Raw genomic sequence first — 21,530 nt, forward strand, 5'->3', positions numbered from 1 at the left:
GGCACGGTGTGTCGGCTAGGGGAGCGTCGCTCACAAGGTCATCATCATGGTGACTCCCGTGGTATCCGCGTTTCGGCGTGGAGATCGCAGTCGGCATACTGCTTGCTCACATCGTCTAACGCTGGAAAGGCCCTTCCCTCGTGGCAACTCCGCAGAACTACCTGGCCGTCATCAAGGTCGTCGGCATCGGCGGCGGCGGCGTGAACGCCATCAACCGGATGATCGAGGTCGGTCTGAAAGGCGTGGAGTTCATCGCCATCAACACCGATGCCCAGGCCTTGCTGATGTGTGACGCTGACGTGAAGCTTGAGGTCGGCCGGGAGCTGACCCGCGGCCTCGGCGCCGGCGCGGACCCGGAGGTCGGCAAGAAGGCGGCGGAGGACCACGCAGAGGACATCGAAGAGGTGCTCAAGGGCGCCGACATGGTGTTCGTGACCGCCGGCGAGGGCGGCGGCACCGGCACCGGTGGCGCCCCGGTGGTCGCCAAGATCGCCAAGAGCCTCGGCGCGCTCACCATCGGTGTGGTGACCCGGCCGTTCACCTTCGAGGGCCGGCGCCGCGCCAACCAGGCCGACCTGGGCATCAACTCGCTGCGCGAAGAGGTCGACACCCTCATCGTCATCCCCAACGACCGGCTGCTGTCGATCAGCGACCGCAACGTCTCGATGCTGGACGCGTTCCACAGCGCGGACCAGGTGCTGCTGTCCGGTGTCCAGGGCATCACCGACCTGATCACCACCCCGGGCCTGATCAACCTCGACTTCGCCGACGTCAAGTCGGTCATGCAGGGCGCCGGTTCGGCGCTCATGGGCATCGGCTCCGCACGCGGCGAGGACCGGGCCGTGCAGGCCGCCGAGTTCGCGATCTCCTCTCCGCTGCTGGAGGCCAGCATCGACGGCGCGCAGGGCGTGCTGCTCTCGGTGCAGGGCGGCAGCGACCTGGGTCTCTTCGAGATCAACGAAGCGGCCCGGCTGGTGCAGGAGGCCGCGCACCCGGAGGCCAACATCATCTTCGGTGCCGTCATCGACGACGCGCTCGGCGACGAGGTGCGCGTGACCGTCATCGCCGCCGGCTTCGAGGGCGGCGCGCCCAACAAGCGCAGCGACGAGCGCGCGCTCGGCCAGATCCAGGGCGCTCCGGTGCCCGCCCGTCAGCAACTGCCCAAGCAGGCGCCGCAACAGCAGCAGGCGGCACAGTCCGGTCAGCAGGCCGCACCGGCCAACGCTCCCCAGCAGACGCCGGCCGCGTCCAACGGACAGCAGGAGCAGGCCGACCAGCCGGCACCCGCCAACCCCGGAGCCGTGCAGCAGGCGGCCACCAGCCGCCCGCCGCGCGAGGTGACCTTCGACGACAGCCAGGACCTCGACGTCCCCGACTTCTTGAAGTGACCTCGTCGAGCCCGATCGTCGGTAGCTCGGTGCGCCGACCCGCTGGTTTCGATACGGCCTGCGCTGGCGCTCCGGCCTACTCGACCGACGCGGCCTGAGCAAGGCACGGCGATGTGGTGGTGGCGTGACACGCTGGCCGGTCCGGCCGGCCGGACGATCGACGTCGGTTTCACCGACACCTCCGGGGGAGTGAGCGCCGGTCCGCTGGCCACCCTGAACCTCGGCGGCCGCGTCGGTGACGACCCCGCCAACGTCGCCCACAACCGTGCGGCGGTTGCCGCGTCGGTCGGTGTCGCACCGGATGAGCTGGTCTTCATGCACCAGAGCCACAGCGACCGCGTGCTGACCGTCGAGGCCGATGCGGGCGACGAGGCGGACGGTGACGGCATCGTCACCGCGTCGCCCGGGCTGGCGCTCGCCGTGCTCGTCGCCGATTGCACCCCGGTGCTGCTCGCCGACCCCGACGCCGGAGTCGTGGCCGCCGTGCACGCCGGCCGACCCGGCATGATGGCGCGCATCGTCGACCGCGCGCTGGACCGTATGGCGGATCACGGCGCAACCGATCCGGTTGCGATCGTCGGCCCTTCGGTGTGCGGCCGGTGTTACGAAGTGCCGTTGGAGCTGCGCGAGGAGGCCGCGGCGGCGACCCCCGAGAGTCGCACCGTCAGCTGGACCGGCACGCCGGCGATCGACGTCGCCGGCGGCGTGGTCGCCCAACTGCACGCCCGCGGCGTGCCGACGACCTGGGTGCCCGGCTGCACCCGGGAGAGCGACCGCCTGTTCTCCTACCGGCGCGACAAGCAGGCGGGCCGGTTCGCCGGCGTCATCGTCCAAAGGGCCGCTGATGGATAACGAGAGCCGGCGCGAGACGCTCGCCGCCAACCTTGCCGAGGTCCGCGCCCGCATCGACCGGGCCTGCACCGACGCCGGGCGTGACCGCCGGGACGTGACGCTGATCGCAGTGACCAAGTTCTTCCCGGCCTCCGACGTGGAGCACCTGGCCGCGCTCGGTGTCACCGACGTGGGGGAGAACCGCGACCAGGAAGCCGGTGCGAAATTCGCCGAGCTGCCGGAGGCCGTCCGTAGCGAGCTCACCGTCCACTTCATCGGCCAGCTGCAGTCCAACAAGGCTGCGCACGTGGTGCGCTACGCCGACGTCGTGCAGTCGGTGGACCGGTCCAAGATCGCGACCGCACTCGACCGGGCGGCCACCGCGCAGGAGCGGACGCTCGACGTCCTGGTGCAGATCGACCTGTCCGGCGCGACCGGACGAGGCGGGGTGGCGCCGCAGGACGCGCAGGCGCTGGCCGACCACGTCACCGGCTGCGCAGCGCTGCGGTTGCGCGGCGTGATGGCGGTGGCGCCGCTCGACGCCGATCCCGCCGAGGCGTTCGAGCGCCTGTCGGCGGTGGCGGGCGCCATACGATCCGATCACCCGGAGGCCAACTGGCTGTCGGCCGGGATGAGCGGTGATCTGGAGCAGGCGGTCGCTGCCGGCGCGACACACCTGCGTGTCGGCAGCGCAATCCTCGGATATCGCCCGGCCCCCCGGTAGCGTCGTTCGCGACCGACCGACCGACCCGGGACTGGCCTGCTCCCGCGGTGAGAAGGAGTGCAATACATGGCTGGGAAGCTGCGCGCCACAATGGAATACCTCGGTTTGGCCGAGGCCGACCCGCACTACCGCGACGACGAATACGCCGGGGAGTGGACCGAGGACCAGTACGACGAGGCGCAGGACAGCGGCTACCCCGTCGAGGAGCAGCCGCACCGTGAGCCGGCACCCGTCACCCACCTGCACACTTCGCCGGCTGTCCCGGCACCGCACCGGCAGGAGGCCGGCGAGATGAGCCGCATCAACACGATCCACCCGCGCACCTACAACGAGGCGAAGGAGATCGGCGAGAGCTTCCGCAGCGGTGTCCCGGTCATCATGAACCTCTCCGACATGGACGACACCGACGCCAAGCGGCTGGTCGACTTCGCCGCCGGTCTGGTCTTCGGCCTGCACGGCACGATCGAGCGGGTCACGAGCAAGGTGTTCCTGCTGTCGCCGCACGGCATCGAGGTCGCCACCAGCGGGCCGGAGGCCGGACGCCCCACCGGTCGCCTCTTCAACCAGAGCTGAGCGCCCGCAACTCCTGAGGGCGCGCGGCCCCGGCGGGCTGGTGGTCGGTTCCGGCCCGCTCATGCCGCAGAATGGAAGCATGTCGGTCGTTCTCGCAGTGGTGTCACTGCTGCTCTACGTCTTCTTCATCCTGCTGCTCGGCCGACTGGTGCTGGACTGGGTGCAGGTCTTTGCGCGCTCCTGGCGTCCGCGCGGGCCGGTGCTCGTCGTTGCCGAAACCATTTACACCACAACGGATCCACCGCTCAAAGCGTTGCGTCGTGTGGTGCCGCCGCTGCGGCTGGGGCAAGTGCGCCTCGATCTGGCCTTCCTGATCCTGATCGTGGCTGTCTCTTTGCTGCTCGGTATCCTACAGTGAGCACGTTTATTTATCCGATTGATAGCAGTGGCTCTTGCGCGCGTGACAACGGCGTGATCCGCTGCCGACTTCTTACCGAGGTGAACAGATGGCGTTGACGCCAGAAGACGTGGTGAAGAAGGAGTTCACCAAACCGAAGGGTTTCGGTCGTAGTGGTTACGACGAGATCCAGGTGGATGACTTCCTCGACGAGATCGTGGTCGAGCTGCGCCGGCTGAACGCCGAGAACGAAGACCTGACCGGCAAGCTCGAGGACTGCCGTCGGTCCAAGGGTGTTCCCGGTCGAACCGAGGCCGAGTCCGGCCCGGCGGCGAACACGCCGTCTCCGGCGGCCGCGGTGCCGGCGCTCACGCCGGTGAACGGCGGTGACGGCGACAAGACGCAGGCCGTCCCGACGCTGAAGGACGTGGAGGCGGCGAAGGCGGCCAAGGCCGACCTGGAGAAGACCCAGGGCGAGCTGCGCGCCGCGCAAGGGGAGTTGCGGACCACTCAGGAGCAGTTGACCCGTGCCAAGGCGGAGCTGCAGCAGGCGCAGACCGCGCTCGCCGAGGCGAAGAAGGAGCAGGCGGCACTCAAGGACCAGGCCGCTGCTGCGGGCAACGCGCCGAAGCCGGCCGAGCAGAACACCAAGGCTGCCGGTCAGGCCGGCGATGTGGCCGCTGTGGCGGCGACCGAGGGTGCGGCCGGTGTCATCGCGCTGGCGCAGCGGGTCCACGACGAGCATGTCCGCGAGGGCGAGACCAAGCGCGACAAGCTGATCAGCGAGGCGCAGGCGCACCACGAGAAGGTCATCCGCGAGGCCAACGCCAAGCGCGACGAGCTGGTCGGCGCTGCGCACATCAAGCACGACGAGTTGATCAGCGCGGCGCAGAGCCGGCACGACGAGCTGATTTCGACCGCGCAGAGCCGTCACGACGAGCTGCTCTCAACCGGTCAGAGCAAGCACGACGAGTTGGTTCGCACCGGCACCGAGAAGTCCGAGCGGATGGTGCGTGAGGCCGAGGACCGCAAGAACACCATCCTGGGCGAACTCAACGCCGAGCGGGAGAAGGTCAGCGGTCACATCGAGCAGCTGCGTTCCTTCGAGGGGGACTACCGCACCAAGCTGCGCGGCTACATCGAGGACCACCTCTCGCGGCTGGACCAGACCGCGACGGACGACAAGCCCAAGTCGAAGGAATGACGTCGGTCTGAGACGCTGACCCCGGCAACGGGGTATTAACCGCCGGGAGGGGCCGTCGATCCGTTATGGTGAGGCGCTCCTGCCCGGCGGTTTCGGCCGTCGGGCACCGTGTCGCCACAGGAAGGGATCCGATGCCAGCCAAGAAGACGGCCACGGGCACGTCCAGCACGGGTCGCTCCCGCGTGACCACGGCGCTGCGGAAGGCCACCGGCGTCGTCGCCAAGGCCGCGGGGCGCGGGTCCGCGTCGTCGGCCGGCAACACGAGCAAGCAGACCGCGGGCCAGAAGACGACTGCCAAGCAGGCGGCCGGCACGAAGGCCGCGCCGAAGAAAGCGGCGGCGAAGAAGGCAACGGCGAGCACGGCACCGGCAAAGAAGAGTGCGGCCCGCACGACCACCGCGGCCAGGGCCGGGGCGAAGAAGGCGGCCGTGCAGAAGTCGGTCACGACGAAGGCACCGGCCAAGGCAGCCAAGGCCCCCGCTGCCAGGACTGCGTCCGCCAAGGCGGCCGCGAAGAAGACCACTGCCAAGAAGGCCGTGACCAAGAAGGCTGTCACGAAGAAGGCGCCCGCCGCGACCAAGGCGGCAGCGAAGAAGGCGACGAAGACGCCCGCGAAGAAGTCAGCCGCCGAGCCCGCAAAGGTTTCGGCGAAGAAGACCGCGCCGGCAGCCACGAAGGCCGCGCCCCGGAAGACAACAACGCCCAAAGCAACAACCACCAAAGCAACAACCACCCAGAAGACGACTGCGAAGAAGGCTGTGGCGAAGAACACCCCCGCACCGACCACCGGGCCCGTGTCGAAGACCGGTGCCGGCACGCTCCGCGTCCGCGACGACGAATCCCCATGGACCGCAAAGGAACTCGAGGCCGTGAGGGCGGAGCTCGACGGTGATGTCGAGCGTCTCACCCAGGAACTCAGCGGTTTCGAGGACGACATCGCCGGACTCATCAAGGACAGCGGCGACGGCGCGGGCGACGACCAGGCCGACACCGGTGCCAAGACGTTCGAGCGCGAGCACGAGGCCTCCCTCGCGCAGAACTCCCGGGACCTGCTGGAACAATCGGTGCATGCGCTCGAACGCATCGACGACGGCACCTACGGAGTTTGTGAAAACTGTGGCAACGCGATCGGCAAGCTCCGACTGCAGGCTTTCCCCCGGGCGACCTTGTGCCTGAGTTGCAAGGCCCAGCAGGAGCGGCGCTGACCCCCGAGGCTCCCGCCGACGAGCCGACCTCTGCACCGCCCGAACCGAAGCGGCCGTCCGCCCAGCTGATCGCGCTGCTGGTCGGTGTCGCGGCCGTCTGTTACGCCCTCGATCAGGCGACCAAGGCCTGGGCTTCCTCCGCGTTGGACCCGTTGCGCCCCAAGCACGTGGTCGGCACGCTGTTGCAGCTGCACCTGACGAACAACCCCGGTGCGGCATTCTCGATCGCCACCAACGCGACCTGGTTGCTGACGATCATCGCCGCCGCAGTGATCATCGCGACGATTTTCATCGCCCGTCGGTTGCGGAGCAAGCCGTGGGCGTGCGCGCTCGGGCTGCTGATCGGCGGGGCGCTGGGCAACCTCACCGACCGCTTCGTGCGGGCGCCCGGCGGTGGCCGCGGCCATGTCGTCGACTTCCTCGAGCTGCCGCACTGGCCGATCTTCAACGTCGCCGACTGCTGTGTCGTCACCGCGGCCTGCCTGATCGCGCTGCTGGCGTTCCTCGGCATCGGGATCGACGGCCGCCGTGCCGGACGCGAAACTGCGAACGAGGCGAAGGATGCCGATCAACCGTGACTGAGGTGAAGGCGCTCGGCATACCCGACGGTTTGGAGGGTGAGCGGGTCGACACCGCGCTCGCGCGGCTGCTCGGCTTCTCTCGCACGCAGTCCGCGCAGCTCGCCGCGGACGGCGAGGTGACGGTGGACGGCAAGGTGGTCGGCAAGTCCGACCGGGTGAGCGCCGGCCAGTGGCTCGAGGTGCAGATGCCGGACCGGGTCGGGCCGCGGGTCGCCGAGGTGAAGCCGCAGCTCGTCGAGGGCCTGACCATCGTGTATGACGACACCGAGATCGTCGTCGTCGACAAGCCCGCCGGCGTGGCGGCACATCCGAGCGTCGGGTGGAACGGGCCGGATGTCGTGAGCGGCCTGGCCGCTGCGGGATACCGGATCTCGACTTCCGGGGCCGCCGAGCGGCAGGGCATCGTGCAACGCCTCGACGTCGGCACCAGCGGGCTGATGGTGGTGGCGAAGAGCGAGCGCGCCTACACGGTGTTGAAGCAGGCGTTCCGCGACCGGACCGTCGACAAGACCTACCACGCGCTGGTGCAGGGGCTGCCCGATCCGGTGGTCGGCACCATCGACGCTCCGATCGGCCGGCACCCCGCGCACGACTACAAATTCGCGGTCATGCAGTCCGGCCGGCACAGCCTCACCCACTACGAGCTGCTCGAGGCGTTCCGATCCATGAGCCTGCTCACGATCCATCTGGAGACCGGCCGCACCCATCAGATCCGGGTCCACTTCGCCGCGCTGCACCACCCGCTGGTCGGGGACCCGCTCTACGGCTCCGACCCGACCGTCGCCAAGCGCCTGGGTCTGGACCGTCAGTGGCTGCACGCCGTCGAACTCGGCTTCGTGCATCCCGGATCGGGGGAGTGGGTCACCTTCGAGAGTCCCTACCCGCAGGACCTGTCGCACGCGCTGGACGTCGCCCGCGACGGCTGACTCCCCGCCGTACCACCCGCCTCATTCGTCCCACCCGCGCGCGTCCCTGCCGGCCTGTCCGAGGCTCGATCTAGACTCGTCGCGATGTCCGATCCTGCCGCCTCCGCCACCTTCGTGCACCTGCATGTGCACACCGAATACTCCATGCTCGACGGGGCGGCGAAGGTCAAGCCCATGTTCGCGGAGGCCGAGCGGCTGGGCATGCCGGCGATCGCGATGAGCGACCACGGCAACATGTTCGGTGCCTACGAGTTCTTCGGCGCCGCAAAGGATTCCGCGGTCAAGCCGATCATCGGCATCGAGGCCTACCTGGCGCCGAGCAGCCGGTTCTCCCGCAAGCAGGAGTTCTGGGCGCCGGGCGGCAAGCGGGAGGCCAACGTCGACGGCGAGGGCGGCAAGGACGTCTCCGGCGGCGGCCGCTACACCCACATGACGATGTGGGCCAAGGACGCGCCCGGGCTGCGCAATCTGTTCAAGCTGAGCTCGCTGGCCAGCTTCGAGGGCTACTACATGAAGCCGCGGATGGACCGCGAGCTGCTGGCCGAGCACGCCAAAGGCATCATCGCCACCACCGGCTGCCCGTCCGGCGAGGTGCAGACCCGGCTGCGGCTGGGGCAGTTCGACGAGGCGCTCAAGGCGGCCGCGGCATACCAGGACATCTTCGGCAAGGAAAACTTCTTCCTGGAGCTGATGGACCACGGCCTCGACATCGAGCGATCCGTGCGGTCCGGCCTTTTGGACATCGCCCGCAAGCTCGACCTGCCGCTGCTGGCCACCAACGACAGCCACTACGTCACCGAGGGCGAGGCCGACAGCCACGACGACCTGTTGTGCATCGGCGTCGGCAAGAACAAGGACGACCCCGGCCGGTTCAAGTTCAACGGCACCGGCTACTACCTCAAGTCCGCCGACGAGATGCGCCAGCTGTTCCGCGAGCTGCCCGAGGCGTGCGACAACACGCTGCGCGTCGCCGAGATGATCGGTGACTACAGCGAGGTCTTCGCGTATGTCGACCGCATGCCGCAGTTCCCGGACGTCCCGGAGGGTCAGACGCAGGCGTCCTACCTGCGCGAGCAGATCCAGCTCGGGCTCAAGGAGCGCTACGGCGACAACCCGGGCCAGGAGGTGCTCGACCGGATCGAGACCGAGATGAAGGTCATCGAGCCGATGGGCTTCTCCTCCTACTTCCTCGTGGTGGCCGACATCTGCCGCTATGCGCGCGACAACGGCGTGCCCGTCGGACCGGGCCGTGGTTCGGCGACCGGGTCGATGGTCGCCTACCTGACCCGCATCACCGAGCTCGACCCGCTGGAGCACCAGCTGCTGTTCGAGCGCTTCCTCAACCCGGAGCGCATCAACCCGCCGGACGTCGACCTGGACTTCGACGACCGCCAGCGCGACAAGATGGTGCACTACGTCACCGAGAAGTACGGCGCCGAATACACCGCGCAGGTCAACACCTTCTCCACCATCAAGGCGAAGGCCGCGATCAAGGACGCCAACCGCATCCTCGGGTTCCCGTTCAGCCTGGGGGACCAGATCTCCAAGGCGATGCCGCCGGACGTGCAGGGCAAGGGCGTGCCCCTGTCGGCGACCTATGACGAGAGCCACCCGCGGTATGCCGAGGGCGTCGACTTCCGGGCGATGATCGCCGCGCAGCCCGACGTCAAGAAGGTCTTCGACACGGCCTGCGGCCTGGAGGGCAAGATCCGCGGCACCGGCGTGCACGCTGCGGCGGTCATCCTCTCGTCGGCGCCGCTGCTGGACCTGATCCCGATGCATCGCCGCGACAAGGACGGCACGATCATCACCGGTTTCTCGTACCCCCAGTGCGAGGACATGGGCCTGATCAAGATGGACTTCCTGGGGTTGCGCAACCTCGGCATCATCGACCAGGCGCTGCAGAACATCGAGACCAACCGTGGCGAGAAGGTCGCCACCGAGACCATCCCGCTGGACGACGCCACGACCTACGAGCTGCTGGCGCGCGGCGACACACTCGGCGTCTTCCAGCTGGACGGCGGCGCGATGCGCAGCCTGCTGCGTCTCATGGTGCCGACCCGATTCGAGGACATCGCGGCCGTGCTGGCGCTCTACCGGCCAGGCCCGATGGCCGCCAACGCCCACATCAACTATGCCGAGCGCAAGAACGGCCGGCAGGAGATCACTCCGATCCACCCGGAGCTGAAGGACGCGCTCGACCCGATCCTCGGCACCACCTACCACCTGCTGGTCTACCAGGAGCAGATCATGGCGATCGCCCGCGAGCTCGCAGGCTACACGCTGGGCGGCGCCGACCTGCTGCGCCGCGCCATGGGCAAGAAGAAGCCGGAGGTGCTGGCCAAGGAGTGGGACAACTTCTCCGCCGGCATGATCAAGAACGGCTTCTCGCCCGAGGCGACCCAGGCGCTGTGGGACGTCATGCTGCCGTTCTCCGGCTACGCGTTCAACAAGTCGCACACCGCCGGTTACGGGTTGGTGAGTTACTGGACCGCCTACCTCAAGGCCAACTACCCGGCCGAATACGCCGCCGCCTTGCTGACCTCCGTCGGGGACTCCAAGGACAAGATGGCCATCTACCTGGCCGACACCCGCAAGCTGGGCATCCAGGTGCTGCCGCCCTCGGTCAACGAGTCGGTGCACGACTTCACCGCCGTCGGCGAGGACATCCGGTTCGGCCTGGGCGCGGTGCGCAACGTCGGCGGCAACGTCGTCGACGCGATCGTGCGGGCCCGCGAGAGCAAGGGCAAGTTCAGCTCGTTCGAGGACTTCCTGCGCAAGGGCGGCACTGCCGTGTGCAACAAGCGCACCGTCGAGTCCCTTGTCAAGGCAGGCGCTTTCGACGATCTACGGCACACGCGGCAGGGTCTTGTCGCCATACACGAGACCTATGTCGACTCCCTCGCCGACGAGGCCAAGAAGAGCGAGCAGGGCCAGGAGAGCCTGTTCGCCGGCTTCGGCGACGACGAGGGCGTGAGCCTGGCAGCACTGCCGCCGATCCCGGAGATCGAGTGGGACAAGCAGACCAAGCTCGCCTTCGAGCGGGACATGCTCGGGCTCTACGTGTCCGACCACCCGCTCTTCGGCATCGAGCACGTGCTGTCGCAGCACGCCGACGTCTCGATTGCCAAGCTGCACGGCGACGACGCGCCCAAGGAGGGCGCGATGGTCACCATCGCCGGACTCATCACCGGTTTGCAGTTGAAGCGCAACAAGCGCGGCGAGCTGTGGGCGATCGCGACGGTCGAGGACCTCGAGGGCAGCGTCGAGGTGCTGTTCTTCGCCAAGACCTACCTCACGGTGTCCACCATGCTCAGCCCCGACACGGTCTGCGTGATCAAGGGCCGGGTGCTCGAGCGCGACGACACCATCTCGCTGTCCGCGCAGGAGATGACGCTGCCCGAGCTCAAGGGCGACGTGCGCGGTCCGGTGGTGCTCACGCTGCCGCTGGTGCGGGCCAACAACGGCCTGGCGCACCGGCTCAAGGGCGTCCTCGGCGAGCACCCCGGAGCCACCGAGGTGCACCTCAAGCTCACCCAGCCCGGCCGCTCGGTCACCGTGAAGCTCGACGACGGCCTGCGCGTCACCGCGTCGCCCGCGCTGTTCGGCGACCTCAAGGCGCTGCTCGGGCCGGCCTGCCTGGTCGGCTGACGCGCGAGGGTCGCCGCTGGACCTCGATCGACTCGCGCGTGTCTCACGAGCCACTTCGTCACCGCCGAGGGCTATGTTTTCGATCATGAAGCGTTATTCGACTCATGCCACGCCCTCGCGGCGTCAACTGCTGGCCGGCGCTGGCGGGATCCTCGCTGCGAGCGCACTCGCCGCGTGCGGTGGCAACACCGGCCGCTCCTCGGGCGGCGGCACCAGTGGCGGATCGGGTGGTGGCGGCACGATCTCGCAGTGGTACCACCAGTACGGCGAGGCGGGCACCGAGCAGGCCGTCAAGCGCTACGCCGCGGCATACAAGAAGGCCACCGTCAAGGTGCAGTGGATCCCCGGCAACTACGACCAGAAGTCGGCGGCGGCGCTGCTCACCAACTCCGGCCCGGACGTGTTCGAATACGGCAACGGCCCGACGATCGACATGATCACCGGCAAGCAGGTCGTCGACCTGACCGACGTCTATGGTGACGCCAAGAGCGACTTCACGCCGTCCCTGCTGGAGCGGATGACGTGGAAGGGCAAGATCTACGGCGTCCCGCAGGTCGTCGACATGCAGCTGTTCGTCTACCGCAAGTCGATGCTGCAGAAGGCGGGGGTCAAGCCGCCGGAGACGCTCGACGAGCTCGTCAGCGCGGCCGCGAAGCTGACCACCGGCAAGGTGAAGGGTCTGTTCCTCGGCAACGACGGCGGCGCCGGCATCCTCGCCGGGCCGGTGCTGTGGAGCAGCGGCCACGACTATCTGACCTCCGACAACAAGCCGGACTTCGCCAACCCGGACGTCGCGTCGGCGTTGGGCAAGTTCCACGACCTGTTCACCTCGGGCCACCTGCTGCTCGGCGCACCGACCGACTGGTCGGACCCCGGCGCGATCAGCAGCGGCCTCACCGCGATCCAGTGGACCGGGCTGTGGAACTTCCCGATGCTGCAGGACAAGCTGGGCGACGACTTCGGCGTGCTGCCGTTCCCGGCGATCGGCGGCTCGGGCAAGCCATCGGTGCCGGTCGGCGCCTACGCGTCCTGTGTCAGCGCGCGCGCCAAGGACGTCGAGGCGGCGAAGGCGTTCGTCAAGTGGCTGTGGGTCGACCAGACCGCCGACCAGCTCGACTTCGCGCAGAGCTACGGCTTTCACGTCCCGTCCCGCACGAGCTTGGTCGGCAAGGCGACGAAACTCCAGACGGGAGAGGCCAAGACGGCAGCCCGCTACCTCAAGACCTACGGGCACCCGCAGACTCCGCTGCTGTGGTCGCCGAAGTCCGCGACCGCGATGACCGACGCCGTCGACAAGATCGTCCGCTCGGGCGCCAACCCGACCTCCAGTCTCGCCGGAGTCCAGAACGTCGTGACGGCGGAGCTGAAGCGGATCGGTGGCTGAGCAGGCCGCGAGTCGACCCGTGTCGGCACCGGCCCGACCGGCGAGCCCGCGGCGCAAGTGGACCGACAGCCCGCACGTGTGGTTCTGGATCTTCGTCGGACCGTTCGTCGCGGGACTGCTGGTCTTCGTCGTCATACCGATCCTGTGGAGCGTGTGGCTGAGCTTCTACGACGCTCGAAACACCGTGACACCGACGCATTTCGTCGGCTTCGGCAATTACCGCCGGATGCTGGGCGACCCGGCGTTCCGCTCCAGCCTGGTGACATTCGTGTTGTTCGCGGCGTTCATCGTCCCGACGACCTTCGCGTTGTCGCTCGGGCTGGCGGTGTTGGTCAACGGCGTGCGGCGTGGCAAGGCGTTCTTCCGATCGGTGTTCTTCCTGCCCACCGCGTGCAGCTATGTGGTCGCGGCGATGATCTGGCGGCACTCGCTCTTCGGCGGGACCGCGGCCGGCATGGTCAACACCGTCCTGGGCTGGCTGGGTGCTGCGCCGATCGCCTGGCTGTCCGTGGTGCACCCGCCGTGGTACTGGCTGGTGCTTGTCACCGTGCGGCTCTGGCTGCAGGTCGGCTTCTTCATGGTGCTCTTCCTCGCGGCGCTGCAGCGGGTGCCGCAGCAGCTCTACGAGGTGGCGGCGCTGGACGGCGCTGTCGGGTGGAACGCGTTCCGCTACATCACCTTCCCGCAGCTGCGGGCGACGTCGACCGCTGTGCTGATGCTCTTGCTGGTCAACGCTTTTCAGGCGTTCGACGAGTTCTACAACGTGCTGTCGACGACCGGCGGCTACCCGCCATACGCACGGCCGCCCCTGGTTTACCTCTTCAACGTCGCCCTGGGCAACGGGCAGGATTTCGGGGACGGCAGCGCCGGCGCCGTCATACTCACCCTGATCATCGCGATCTTCGCGCTGCTGCAGGGCCGGCTCACCGGCATCGGGCGGCGAGAATCATGACAGTGAAGGCCGCTCGGTTCCTCGTGCTCACCCTCGCCGCGGTGATCTTCCTGGTGCCGTTCTACCTGCTGCTGCGAGCGGCGCTGTCCACCGACCAGCAGCTGGTCGGCATCGACCACTGGACGTGGTTCCCGACCCACCCGCAGTGGTCGAATTTCACTGCGACCTTCCACAATTCGACGGTGCCGCTCGGCCGCAGCATGGTCAACTCGCTGGTGATCGCGGTGACCCAGACGGTGCTCGTGCTCGTCATCTCCGGTATGGCGGGCTACGGCCTCGCCCGCTCCACGGTGCGCTACGCCAACGCCGTGTTCTACCTGATCGTGGCCACCCTGCTGATCCCGGCGGCGGTGACGTTCGTGCCGTCCTTCGTGATGGTGTCGTCGCTCGGCTGGGTGTCGACCCTGCGCGGCCTGATCATCCCGGGTCTCTTCCAGTCGCTGGCGACCTTCCTCTTCCGGCAGTATTTCCTCGGCTTCCCCAAGGAGCTGGAGGAGGCGGCGCGGATCGACGGCGCCGGCCCGATGCGGACCTTCCTCGCGATCGTGGTGCCCAACTCCTGGGGTTTCACCGCGGCGATCGCCACGATCACCTTCATCGGCAGCTGGAACGCCTTCCTCTGGCCGCTGGTGATCGGCCAGGATCAGTCGGCGTGGACGGTGCAGGTGTCCCTGTCGACCTACATCACGGCGCAGTCGGTCGACCTGTCCGGCATGTTCACCGCCGCGCTGGTCTCGATGGTGCCGCTGTTGCTGATGTTCCTCTTCCTGCAGCGCTGGATCGTCGCCGGCGTCGAGCAGACCGGCATCAACGAGTGACCAGACCGCCTCCACACGCCGCCACTCCTTCTGCCGAGAGGCTCAGCAATGACCGACAGGCTCAGCAATGCGGCCGGTGTGGCGGCGGTGTTCTGAGCCTCTGGAAATTTGGTGAGCCTCTCGGCGGGGGTCGGACGTCATGGCGGGAGGGACATCCCTCGTAGGCTGAGTCGGTGACTTCACCGCAGCCGCCCCAGGCCCGCCGCCAGCCCACCGAGCGCAGCTTCCACGGCGACACCTTCGTCGACGACTACGAGTGGCTGCGCGACAAGGAGTCGCCGGAGGTGATCGCCCACCTCGAGGCCGAGAACTCCTACACCGACGCGATGACGCAGCACCTGAAACCGTTGGCGGACACCATCTTCGGTGAGATCAAGGCGCACACCAAGGAGACCGATCTGTCGGTGCCGGTGCGCATGGGTGAGTGGTGGTATTTCACCCGCACCATCGAGGGGCAGCAGTACGAAGTGCACGCGCGGGCGCCCTCCACCCCCGACGGCACACGACCCGACCCGCAGCCCGGCGAGCCGCTGCTCGGTGAACAGGTGCTGCTGGACGGCAACGCCGAGGCGCGCGGGCAGGAGTTCTTCGAACTCGGCGACCTCTCGGTGAGCCAGGACGGCAGCCGGGTCGCGATCTCGCTGGATGTCGCGGGCGACGAGGTCTACGACCTGTCCATCCGGGAGGCCGCGACGGGCGCGGTGCTCGACGACGCCGTGCGCCGGATCGGCACCGGCGTGGTGTGGTCCGCCGACGGGCGGCATGTGTTCTACACCCGTCGCGACGACGCCTGGCGGCCGCACGAGGTATGGCGCCACGAAGTCGGCACACCCGCCGACCAGGACGAGCTGGTCATCCGGGAGGACGACGAGGAGTTCGCCCTCGGCATCGGCGAGTCCCGCGACGAGCGGTGGCTGGTCGTGATGATCGGGTCGACCACGACGACCGAGGCGCACCTGCTCGACCTCACCGACCCGCTCGGGCAGCTCCGGGTGGTGCAACCGCGCGTCGCGGGCCTCGACTACGACATCGAGATCGACGGTGACCGGATCCTGGTGGTACACAACGGCTCTCGAGTCGACTTCGACCTCGCGCAGGCGCCGCTCACGACGCCGGGCCGTGAGCACTGGCAGCCGGTCATGACCGGGGAGGACGGCGACCGGATCCTCGGCGTGGACGCGTTCGCCGGGTTCGTGCTCGTCAGCATGCGGCACGCCGGGCTGCGGACCCTGCGGCTGCTGCCCAAGGGAGCGGACGGTGCGCTGGGCGAGCCCCGCGCCATACCCGTCGAGCCGGAGCTGCATACTCTCGGGCTGGGCGCGAACCCCGAATACGGCGTGGAGGCAGTCCAACTCGTCCTCGCTTCGTGGCTCACGCCGAGCAGCATCTACGACTACAGGCCGGCCACCGGCGAGCTCGTCCTGCTCAAGCAGCGCGAGGTGCCCGGCTACGACCCGTCCCGGTATGTCGAGGAACGACTCTGGGTGACCGCCGACGACGGTGTGCAGGTGCCGGTGTCGCTGGTGCACCGGCGCGACGTCACCGCGGACGGCAGCAACCCCGGGTTCCTCTACGGCTACGGCTCCTACGAGATCTCGATGGATCCGTCGTTCGCGGCGTCACGACTGTCCCTGCTCGATCGCGGCGTGGTCTACGCCGTCGCGCACGTGCGTGGCGGCGGGGAGATGGGCCGCCGCTGGTACGAGAACGGCAGGCTGCTCGCCAAGCGCAACACCTTCAGCGACTTCGTCGCGGTGTCCCGGGCGTTGCTCGAGCTGGGCTGGGTGCACCCGGATCGTCTTGCCGCACAAGGTGGTTCGGCGGGCGGCCTGCTGATGGGCGCGGTCGCCAACATTGCGCCGGAGCTGTATGCCGCGGTCCACGCCGACGTCCCGTTCGTGGACGCATTGACCACCATCCTCGACCCGTCGCTGCCACTGACCGCGGGGGAGTGGCAGGAGTGGGGCAACCCGATCGCGGACGCCGAGGTCTACGCCTACATGAAGTCGTACACGCCGTACGAGAACGTTCGTGCGGCGCGTTACCCGGCGATCCTCGCGACCACCAGCCTCAACGACACCCGCGTCTTCTACGTCGAGCCGGCCAAGTGGGTCCAACAGTTGCGCAACACCGTCGCGGCCGACCTCGACCGGCCGATCCTGCTCAAGACCGAGATGGTGGCCGGGCACGGCGGCCGCAGCGGCCGGTATGACGGCTGGCGGCAGACGGCGTTCGAGTTGGCGTTCCTCCTCGACCGGATCGGCGCGACCGAACTCAGTGGGTGATGATCACCGTCGAGGTGGCGTGCGCGAGCACGTCGACCGCGACCCGGCCGAGCATCAGCCCCTCGAAGCCGCCGGCGCCACGAGCACCGATGACGACCAGGTCGCTCTCCCGTGACTCGTCGACCAGCGTCCGGGTCGGGTTGCCGTCGGCGATCTCGGTCAGCACCTTGACCGCCGGGTGCAACCGCTGCTGATCGGAGACGGCCGCCTCGATCTCGGCGCGGCACTTGGCGGTGTAGGACTCCCAGTCGGCGATGCCGAGGCTGGGGTCCTTGGCGTCCCGGGGCTGCCAGGCGTGCAGCACGTGCAGCTCGGCGTTGGTGCGCTCGGCCTGGTTGAACGCCCAGGCGAGCGCCTTGCGGCTGTGGTTCGACCGGTCGACACCGGCGGTGATGCGTCCGAATGCCGTGTCCGACGCGCGGCGTACGACCGCGACCGGGGACTTGGCGTGCGCGGCAACCTGGTGTGCGGTCTCGCCGAGGGAGGAGATGTGCAGCATGCTGTCGCCGTGTGAGCCGACGACGACCATGGACGCGTGCGCGCTGGCGCGGACCAGAGCCGCTGCTGGGTAGCCGTCCGCGTGCGAGGTGGTGACGTCGATCGTGACGTCGCGCAGGTGCACTCGGTTGCGGCCGCGCACGAGCACGCGCTCCCCGGCGGCGTAGAGCTTGTCGGGCTCGGCGCCCATGTTGAATACCAGGTCGGGCCGGTCGTGGCTGAAGCCGTGGACGAGGTGCATCGGCGCGCCGGTGGCGCGGGCGTAGTCGACTGCCCAGTCCAGGGCAGTCATGGACGAGGTTGAGGTGTCGATTCCGACGACGACACTTCCGGGTTGGACTGAGCCTTCCATGGTGACCTCCGCGTCGACCTGGCGGCAGTTGCCGGGGGCCGGCAGCCGCCGTCGCGGGGAGCACCCCCGCCGCTTTCAAGTTAAGCACTGAAACTGTGGCGGGGCTGATAACCATCTGACGGGCGGGCGGGTAGCGGCCGGGTTCTCGGGTTGGCGCCGTGCGTCAGTCGTCGGCGAGCGCCGCGCGCAGCCGGGCGGCATACTCGGCCTGCTCGCCGGCGGCATACCGGGTGCGCGGCCAGAAGAACCCGCGCAGCCCGTCGCCCTTCGTCCGCGGCACCACGTGACAGTGCAGGTGGGCGACGCTCTGGCTGACCTTGTTGTTCATCGCGACGAACGTGCCTTGTGCGCCGAGGGTTTCGGGTATGACGGCCGCGACGCGTCGCACCTCGCCGAAGAACGGCGCGAGCAGCTCGTCCGGCAGCTCCGGCAGCGTGACGACGTGTTCCGTCGGAATGACGAGGACGTGGCCCTTGAAGACCGGGCGGTTGTCCAGGAATGCGACCGTGTGCTGCGTGCGCGCGACCTGGAAGCTGTCGATGGCGCCGGTCGCGATGGAGCAGAAGACACAGTCGCTCATGCGACGAAACCTACCAGCTGCGAAAGGGATTCACCGCCGGTCGCGTTCCGGCACCCGCAACCCGCTGGCTATGAGCCGCCGGATGAGGGTGCTGCCGGGCACCTCGTGGGCTCCGGCCGCGACGGCTTCGGCATACCTCTCCTGCGGGAGGTCGTAGTGATCGTGGTCGAAGAGCCGTGGCGGGATGCCGAGTCGCGTTGCGAAGTCGTGCAGTTCGGTGTACGACGCATCACTCACCACGTGCGACCACAGCGTCCCGTGTGCCGGCCACATCGGCGGGTCGATCAGGATCGTCATATTTGCGAGGCTAGTGCGCCCCGAAGTGCCGACGGTCGGTATGCCGGGCCGCGCGACTCAGCGCCGGCCACGCCGTGGGAGATTGCTCACTTTGCGAGACGGAAGCCCGCATGATGGGCGAGCACGCGCCATGCTGGGACACATGCTCGATCACATGCTGGCCTTCGACGTGACCCCGCAGGGGCGTGCGGCAAGCGAGCCGCTGCGCGACGACATACGGCTGCTCGGCGGGGTCCTCGGTGAGGTGATCCGCGACCAGGAGGGCGACGAGGTCCTGGCGCTGGTGGAGGAGGCGCGCAGGCGCGCGTTCGCCGTGCGCCGCCGGGAGGAGGATCGCGAGGACTTCGCGGCGATCTTCGACGGACTGCCGACGAACAAGGCGATGAAGGTGGTGCGGGCGTTCAGCCTCTTCGCGCTGCTGGCCAATCTGGCCGAGGACCTGCACCGCGAGCGGCGCCGCGCGCTGCACGTGGACGCGGGGGAGCCGCCGAACGACGGCTCGCTCGCCGCAACGTTCCGCAAGCTGGACGCGGCGCAGCTCGACGATGCCACCGTGCAGGACGCGCTGGGCGGCGCGACGGTGGTGCCGGTGATCACCGCGCACCCGACCGAGACGCGGCGGCGGACGGTCTTCCAGACGCAGTCGCGGATCAAGGAGGCGATGCGCCGGCGCGAGCACGGCAACCTCACGGCGGCCGAGGCGGCTGCCGTCGAGCGGGTCATCCGGCTGCAGATCCAGACGCTGTGGCAGACGGCGCTGGTGCGGTTGCGGCGGGTCGACATCACCGACGAGATCGAGGTGGGGCTGCGCTGGTTCGACGCGTCGCTCTTCGAGGTCATGCCGCAGCTCAACGCGCGGGTGCGCGAGGAGTTGGCGGCCCGCTATCCGTCCGCGCACGTCGCCGCGGAGCCGGTGCTGCGGGCCGGTTCGTGGATCGGCGGAGACCGGGACGGCAACCCGAACGTCACGCCGGAGGTCGTCTCGACCGCCAGCGGTCGCGCGGCGCAGACAGCGCTGGAGCACTATCTGCGCGAGCTCGAAGCGCTGGAGGACGAGTTCTCCTTCTCGGTCCGTATGACGCCCACCTCGCCGGAGCTGCTCGAGCTCGCCGCGCGGAACACCACCGACGAGCGGTCCGACGAGCCGTACCGGCAGGTCATCCGGTGGACCCGCGGACGGCTGTCGGCGACGCACAGTGCGTTCTTCGGCGACTGGTTCCAGGCCGCCGTGGAGGTGCCGGGCGCCCCGGCATACACCGAGCCGGGGGAGTTGCTGGCCGACCTGGACGTCATGGACGCCGCGTTGCGCACCGGCCACGGCGAGTTGATCGCGGACGACCGGTTGCTCCGATTGCGTGAAGCGGTGCGGACTTTCGGCTTCCATCTCTACGGGCTCGACCTGCGGCAGGATTCGGGCATCAACGAGGAGACGATCGCCGAGGTGTTCGCCTGGGCGGGCGTGCACCCGGACTACCTGTCGCTCGACGAGGACGCGCGCGTCGAGCTGCTGACCGCTGAGCTGGCCACGCGGCGCCCGCTGGTGGGCGAGGGCGCGGAGCTGAGCGAGCAGACGGCGAAGGAGCTGGCGATCACCGCGGCGGCGGCGCGGGCGGTGCGCACGTTCGGCCCGGAGGCGATCCCCAACCACGTGATCAGCATGTGCACCTCGGTGTCGGACATGCTGGAGACGGCGGTGCTGCTGAAGGAGGCCGGGCTGCTGGAGCCAGGGATCGACGGTGCGGCTGCGACCTGCTCGGTCAACATCGTGCCGCTGTTCGAAACCATTGAGGATCTGCAGGTTTCGGCGACCACGATGCGTGCGGCGCTGTCGGTGCCGGCCTACCGGCAGCTGGTCGACAGCAAGGACGGGCTGCAGGAGGTGATGCTCGGCTACAGCGACTCCAACAAGGACGGCGGCTACATGGCGGCCAACTGGGCGCTCTACCGGGCGGAGCTGGACCTGGTCGAAGTAGCGCGCGAGACCGGGATCCGGTTGCGGCTCTTCCACGGCCGCGGCGGCACCGTCGGCCGTGGCGGCGGCCCCAGCTATGAGGCGATCCTCGCGCAGCCGCCCGGCGCGGTGCGCGGTTCGCTGCGGCTGACCGAGCAGGGCGAGATCATCGCGGCGAAGTATGCCGAGCCGCCGCTCGCCACCCGCAACCTGGAAGCGCTGCTCGCAGCGACCCTGGAAGCGTCGTTGCTCGACGTCGAGGGGCTGGGTGACGACACCGACGAGGCGTATGCCGCGATGGACGAGATCGCAGCGCTGGCAAGGGAATCCTATTCGGACCTGGTGCACCGGACGGACGGTTTTGTCGAGTACTTCACGACCTCGACGCCGGTGGCGGAGATCGGTGCGATGAACATCGGCTCGCGGCCGTCGTCGCGGCGGCAGACGACCAAGATCAGCGACCTGCGAGCTATCCCATGGGTGATGTCGTGGTCGCTGTCGCGGGTGATGCTGCCCGGGTGGTACGGCACCGGCAGCGCGCTGGAGCGGTGGGTCGGTGACGACGAGTCCCGGCTGAAGCGGCTGCGCGGCTACTACGAGCGGTGGCCGTTCTTCCAGACGGTGATGTCCAACCTGGCGCAGGTGATGGCGAAGTCGGATCTCGGCATCGCGGAACGCTATTCGCGGCTGGTCGGGGACGAGGCACTGCGGGAGCGCGTCTTCTCCAAGATCGTCGACGAGCACCAGCGGACACTGCAGATGTTCGCCCGGGTCACCGGCCACGAGGACCTGCTGTGGGACAACGCCAACCTGAAACGCTCTGTTTTCAACCGGTTTCCCTATCTGGAGCCGCTCAACCACCTGCAGGTCGAGCTGCTCCGGCGCTACCGCAACGGCGACGAGGACCCCCAGGTGCAGCGCGGCATCCTGCTCACCATGAACGGCCTCGCCACCGCCCTGCGCAACTCCGGCTGAGCGCGCCGGTCCTCCGAG

The 21,530-nt window shown here is 68.7% G+C and carries 18 protein-coding genes; 15 read left to right on the forward strand and 3 right to left on the reverse strand.

What is annotated here, in order from left to right:
• The first annotated feature begins 140 nt into the window (after positions 1–140).
• The 14 genes from ftsZ (at position 141) to ACN8HC_RS05575 (ending at position 16,859) form a co-directional block, all read left to right on the forward strand.
• Entirely contained in the window at positions 141–1,388 is a 1,248-nt protein-coding gene (gene ftsZ, locus ACN8HC_RS05510) for a cell division protein FtsZ (protein ID WP_490073872.1), read from the forward strand.
• Positions 1,389–1,499: 111 nt separating this feature from the next.
• Complete coding sequence (gene pgeF, locus ACN8HC_RS05515) at positions 1,500–2,240, forward strand: peptidoglycan editing factor PgeF (RefSeq protein ID WP_490073873.1); 741 nt, start codon at positions 1,500–1,502, stop codon at positions 2,238–2,240.
• The gene (locus ACN8HC_RS05520; RefSeq protein WP_490073874.1) at positions 2,233–2,943 is read left to right on the forward strand and encodes a YggS family pyridoxal phosphate-dependent enzyme; all 711 of its coding nucleotides are present in this window, start codon (positions 2,233–2,235) and stop codon (positions 2,941–2,943) included. The genes pgeF and ACN8HC_RS05520 overlap by 8 nt, the downstream gene beginning before the upstream one ends.
• A 66-nt stretch (positions 2,944–3,009) precedes the next feature.
• Complete coding sequence (locus ACN8HC_RS05525) at positions 3,010–3,516, forward strand: cell division protein SepF (RefSeq protein ID WP_490073875.1); 507 nt, start codon at positions 3,010–3,012, stop codon at positions 3,514–3,516.
• Between the two features lie 79 nt (positions 3,517–3,595).
• Positions 3,596–3,874 carry a YggT family protein gene (locus ACN8HC_RS05530; protein ID WP_490073876.1) on the forward strand — a complete coding sequence of 93 codons (279 nt, stop codon included), beginning with the start codon at positions 3,596–3,598 and terminating at the stop codon, positions 3,872–3,874.
• 88 nt (positions 3,875–3,962) lie between these two features.
• Positions 3,963–5,057 carry a DivIVA domain-containing protein gene (locus tag ACN8HC_RS05535; RefSeq protein ID WP_490073877.1) on the forward strand — a complete coding sequence of 365 codons (1,095 nt, stop codon included), beginning with the start codon at positions 3,963–3,965 and terminating at the stop codon, positions 5,055–5,057.
• 131 nt (positions 5,058–5,188) lie between these two features.
• Entirely contained in the window at positions 5,189–6,262 is a 1,074-nt protein-coding gene (locus tag ACN8HC_RS05540; RefSeq protein ID WP_490073878.1) for a TraR/DksA family transcriptional regulator, read from the forward strand.
• On the forward strand, positions 6,226–6,840 hold the full coding sequence (lspA, locus tag ACN8HC_RS05545) for a signal peptidase II (RefSeq protein WP_490073879.1): 615 nt from the start codon (positions 6,226–6,228) through the stop codon (positions 6,838–6,840). Before ACN8HC_RS05540 ends, lspA begins: the two co-directional genes overlap by 37 nt.
• Positions 6,837–7,769, forward strand: a complete 933-nt coding sequence (locus ACN8HC_RS05550; RefSeq protein ID WP_490073880.1) for an RluA family pseudouridine synthase — start codon at positions 6,837–6,839, stop codon at positions 7,767–7,769. The genes lspA and ACN8HC_RS05550 overlap by 4 nt, the downstream gene beginning before the upstream one ends.
• Before the next feature lie 84 nt (positions 7,770–7,853).
• A complete protein-coding gene (dnaE, locus tag ACN8HC_RS05555) occupies positions 7,854–11,420 on the forward strand; it encodes a DNA polymerase III subunit alpha (protein ID WP_490073881.1) in 3,567 nt (1,188 codons plus the stop codon).
• Between the two features lie 85 nt (positions 11,421–11,505).
• Entirely contained in the window at positions 11,506–12,804 is a 1,299-nt protein-coding gene (locus ACN8HC_RS05560) for an ABC transporter substrate-binding protein (protein WP_490073882.1), read from the forward strand.
• Entirely contained in the window at positions 12,797–13,756 is a 960-nt protein-coding gene (locus tag ACN8HC_RS05565; protein WP_490073883.1) for a carbohydrate ABC transporter permease, read from the forward strand. The genes ACN8HC_RS05560 and ACN8HC_RS05565 overlap by 8 nt, the downstream gene beginning before the upstream one ends.
• Positions 13,753–14,574 (forward strand): carbohydrate ABC transporter permease, encoded by an 822-nt coding sequence (locus ACN8HC_RS05570; RefSeq protein ID WP_490073884.1) that lies wholly within the window; start codon positions 13,753–13,755, stop codon positions 14,572–14,574. The genes ACN8HC_RS05565 and ACN8HC_RS05570 overlap by 4 nt, the downstream gene beginning before the upstream one ends.
• Positions 14,575–14,747: 173 nt before the next feature.
• Entirely contained in the window at positions 14,748–16,859 is a 2,112-nt protein-coding gene (locus ACN8HC_RS05575; RefSeq protein WP_490073885.1) for a S9 family peptidase, read from the forward strand.
• Here the strand turns inward: ACN8HC_RS05575 and ACN8HC_RS05580 are convergent.
• The 3 genes from ACN8HC_RS05580 to ACN8HC_RS05590 all read right to left on the reverse strand — a co-directional run bounded on the left by ACN8HC_RS05580 (position 16,849) and on the right by ACN8HC_RS05590 (position 18,586).
• Entirely contained in the window at positions 16,849–17,709 is an 861-nt protein-coding gene (locus tag ACN8HC_RS05580; protein WP_490073886.1) for a universal stress protein, read from the reverse strand. The genes ACN8HC_RS05575 and ACN8HC_RS05580 overlap by 11 nt on opposite strands.
• 163 nt (positions 17,710–17,872) lie before the next feature.
• Positions 17,873–18,289, reverse strand: coding sequence for an HIT family protein (locus ACN8HC_RS05585; RefSeq protein WP_490073887.1), 417 nt, complete (start codon positions 18,287–18,289; stop codon positions 17,873–17,875).
• Positions 18,290–18,319: 30 nt separating this feature from the next.
• Positions 18,320–18,586, reverse strand: a complete 267-nt coding sequence (locus ACN8HC_RS05590) for a DUF4031 domain-containing protein (RefSeq protein WP_490073888.1) — start codon at positions 18,584–18,586, stop codon at positions 18,320–18,322.
• 142 nt (positions 18,587–18,728) lie between these two features.
• Between ACN8HC_RS05590 and ppc the strand changes: the two genes are divergently transcribed.
• Positions 18,729–21,512, forward strand: a complete 2,784-nt coding sequence (gene ppc, locus ACN8HC_RS05595; RefSeq protein WP_490073889.1) for a phosphoenolpyruvate carboxylase — start codon at positions 18,729–18,731, stop codon at positions 21,510–21,512.
• Positions 21,513–21,530 lie beyond the last annotated feature (18 nt).

The sequence above is a fragment of the Flexivirga sp. YIM B11880 genome, from assembly GCF_058148645.1.

Excerpts from the sequence above, each read along its gene's own strand:
- pgeF (WP_490073873.1), top strand. The coding sequence starts at position 1,500 with ATGTGGTGGTGGCGTGACACGCTGGCCGGTCCGGCCGGCCGGACGATC.
- ACN8HC_RS05520 (WP_490073874.1), top strand. The coding sequence starts at position 2,233 with ATGGATAACGAGAGCCGGCGCGAGACGCTCGCCGCCAACCTTGCCGAG.
- ACN8HC_RS05525 (WP_490073875.1), top strand. The coding sequence starts at position 3,010 with ATGGCTGGGAAGCTGCGCGCCACAATGGAATACCTCGGTTTGGCCGAG.
- ACN8HC_RS05530 (WP_490073876.1), top strand. The coding sequence starts at position 3,596 with ATGTCGGTCGTTCTCGCAGTGGTGTCACTGCTGCTCTACGTCTTCTTC.
- ACN8HC_RS05535 (WP_490073877.1), top strand. The coding sequence starts at position 3,963 with ATGGCGTTGACGCCAGAAGACGTGGTGAAGAAGGAGTTCACCAAACCG.
- ACN8HC_RS05540 (WP_490073878.1), top strand. The coding sequence starts at position 5,189 with ATGCCAGCCAAGAAGACGGCCACGGGCACGTCCAGCACGGGTCGCTCC.
- dnaE (WP_490073881.1), top strand. The coding sequence starts at position 7,854 with ATGTCCGATCCTGCCGCCTCCGCCACCTTCGTGCACCTGCATGTGCAC.
- ACN8HC_RS05560 (WP_490073882.1), top strand. The coding sequence starts at position 11,506 with ATGAAGCGTTATTCGACTCATGCCACGCCCTCGCGGCGTCAACTGCTG.
- ACN8HC_RS05570 (WP_490073884.1), top strand. The coding sequence starts at position 13,753 with ATGACAGTGAAGGCCGCTCGGTTCCTCGTGCTCACCCTCGCCGCGGTG.
- ACN8HC_RS05580 (WP_490073886.1), bottom strand. The coding sequence starts at position 17,709 with ATGGAAGGCTCAGTCCAACCCGGAAGTGTCGTCGTCGGAATCGACACC.
- ACN8HC_RS05585 (WP_490073887.1), bottom strand. The coding sequence starts at position 18,289 with ATGAGCGACTGTGTCTTCTGCTCCATCGCGACCGGCGCCATCGACAGC.
- ACN8HC_RS05590 (WP_490073888.1), bottom strand. The coding sequence starts at position 18,586 with ATGACGATCCTGATCGACCCGCCGATGTGGCCGGCACACGGGACGCTG.
- ppc (WP_490073889.1), top strand. The coding sequence starts at position 18,729 with ATGCTCGATCACATGCTGGCCTTCGACGTGACCCCGCAGGGGCGTGCG.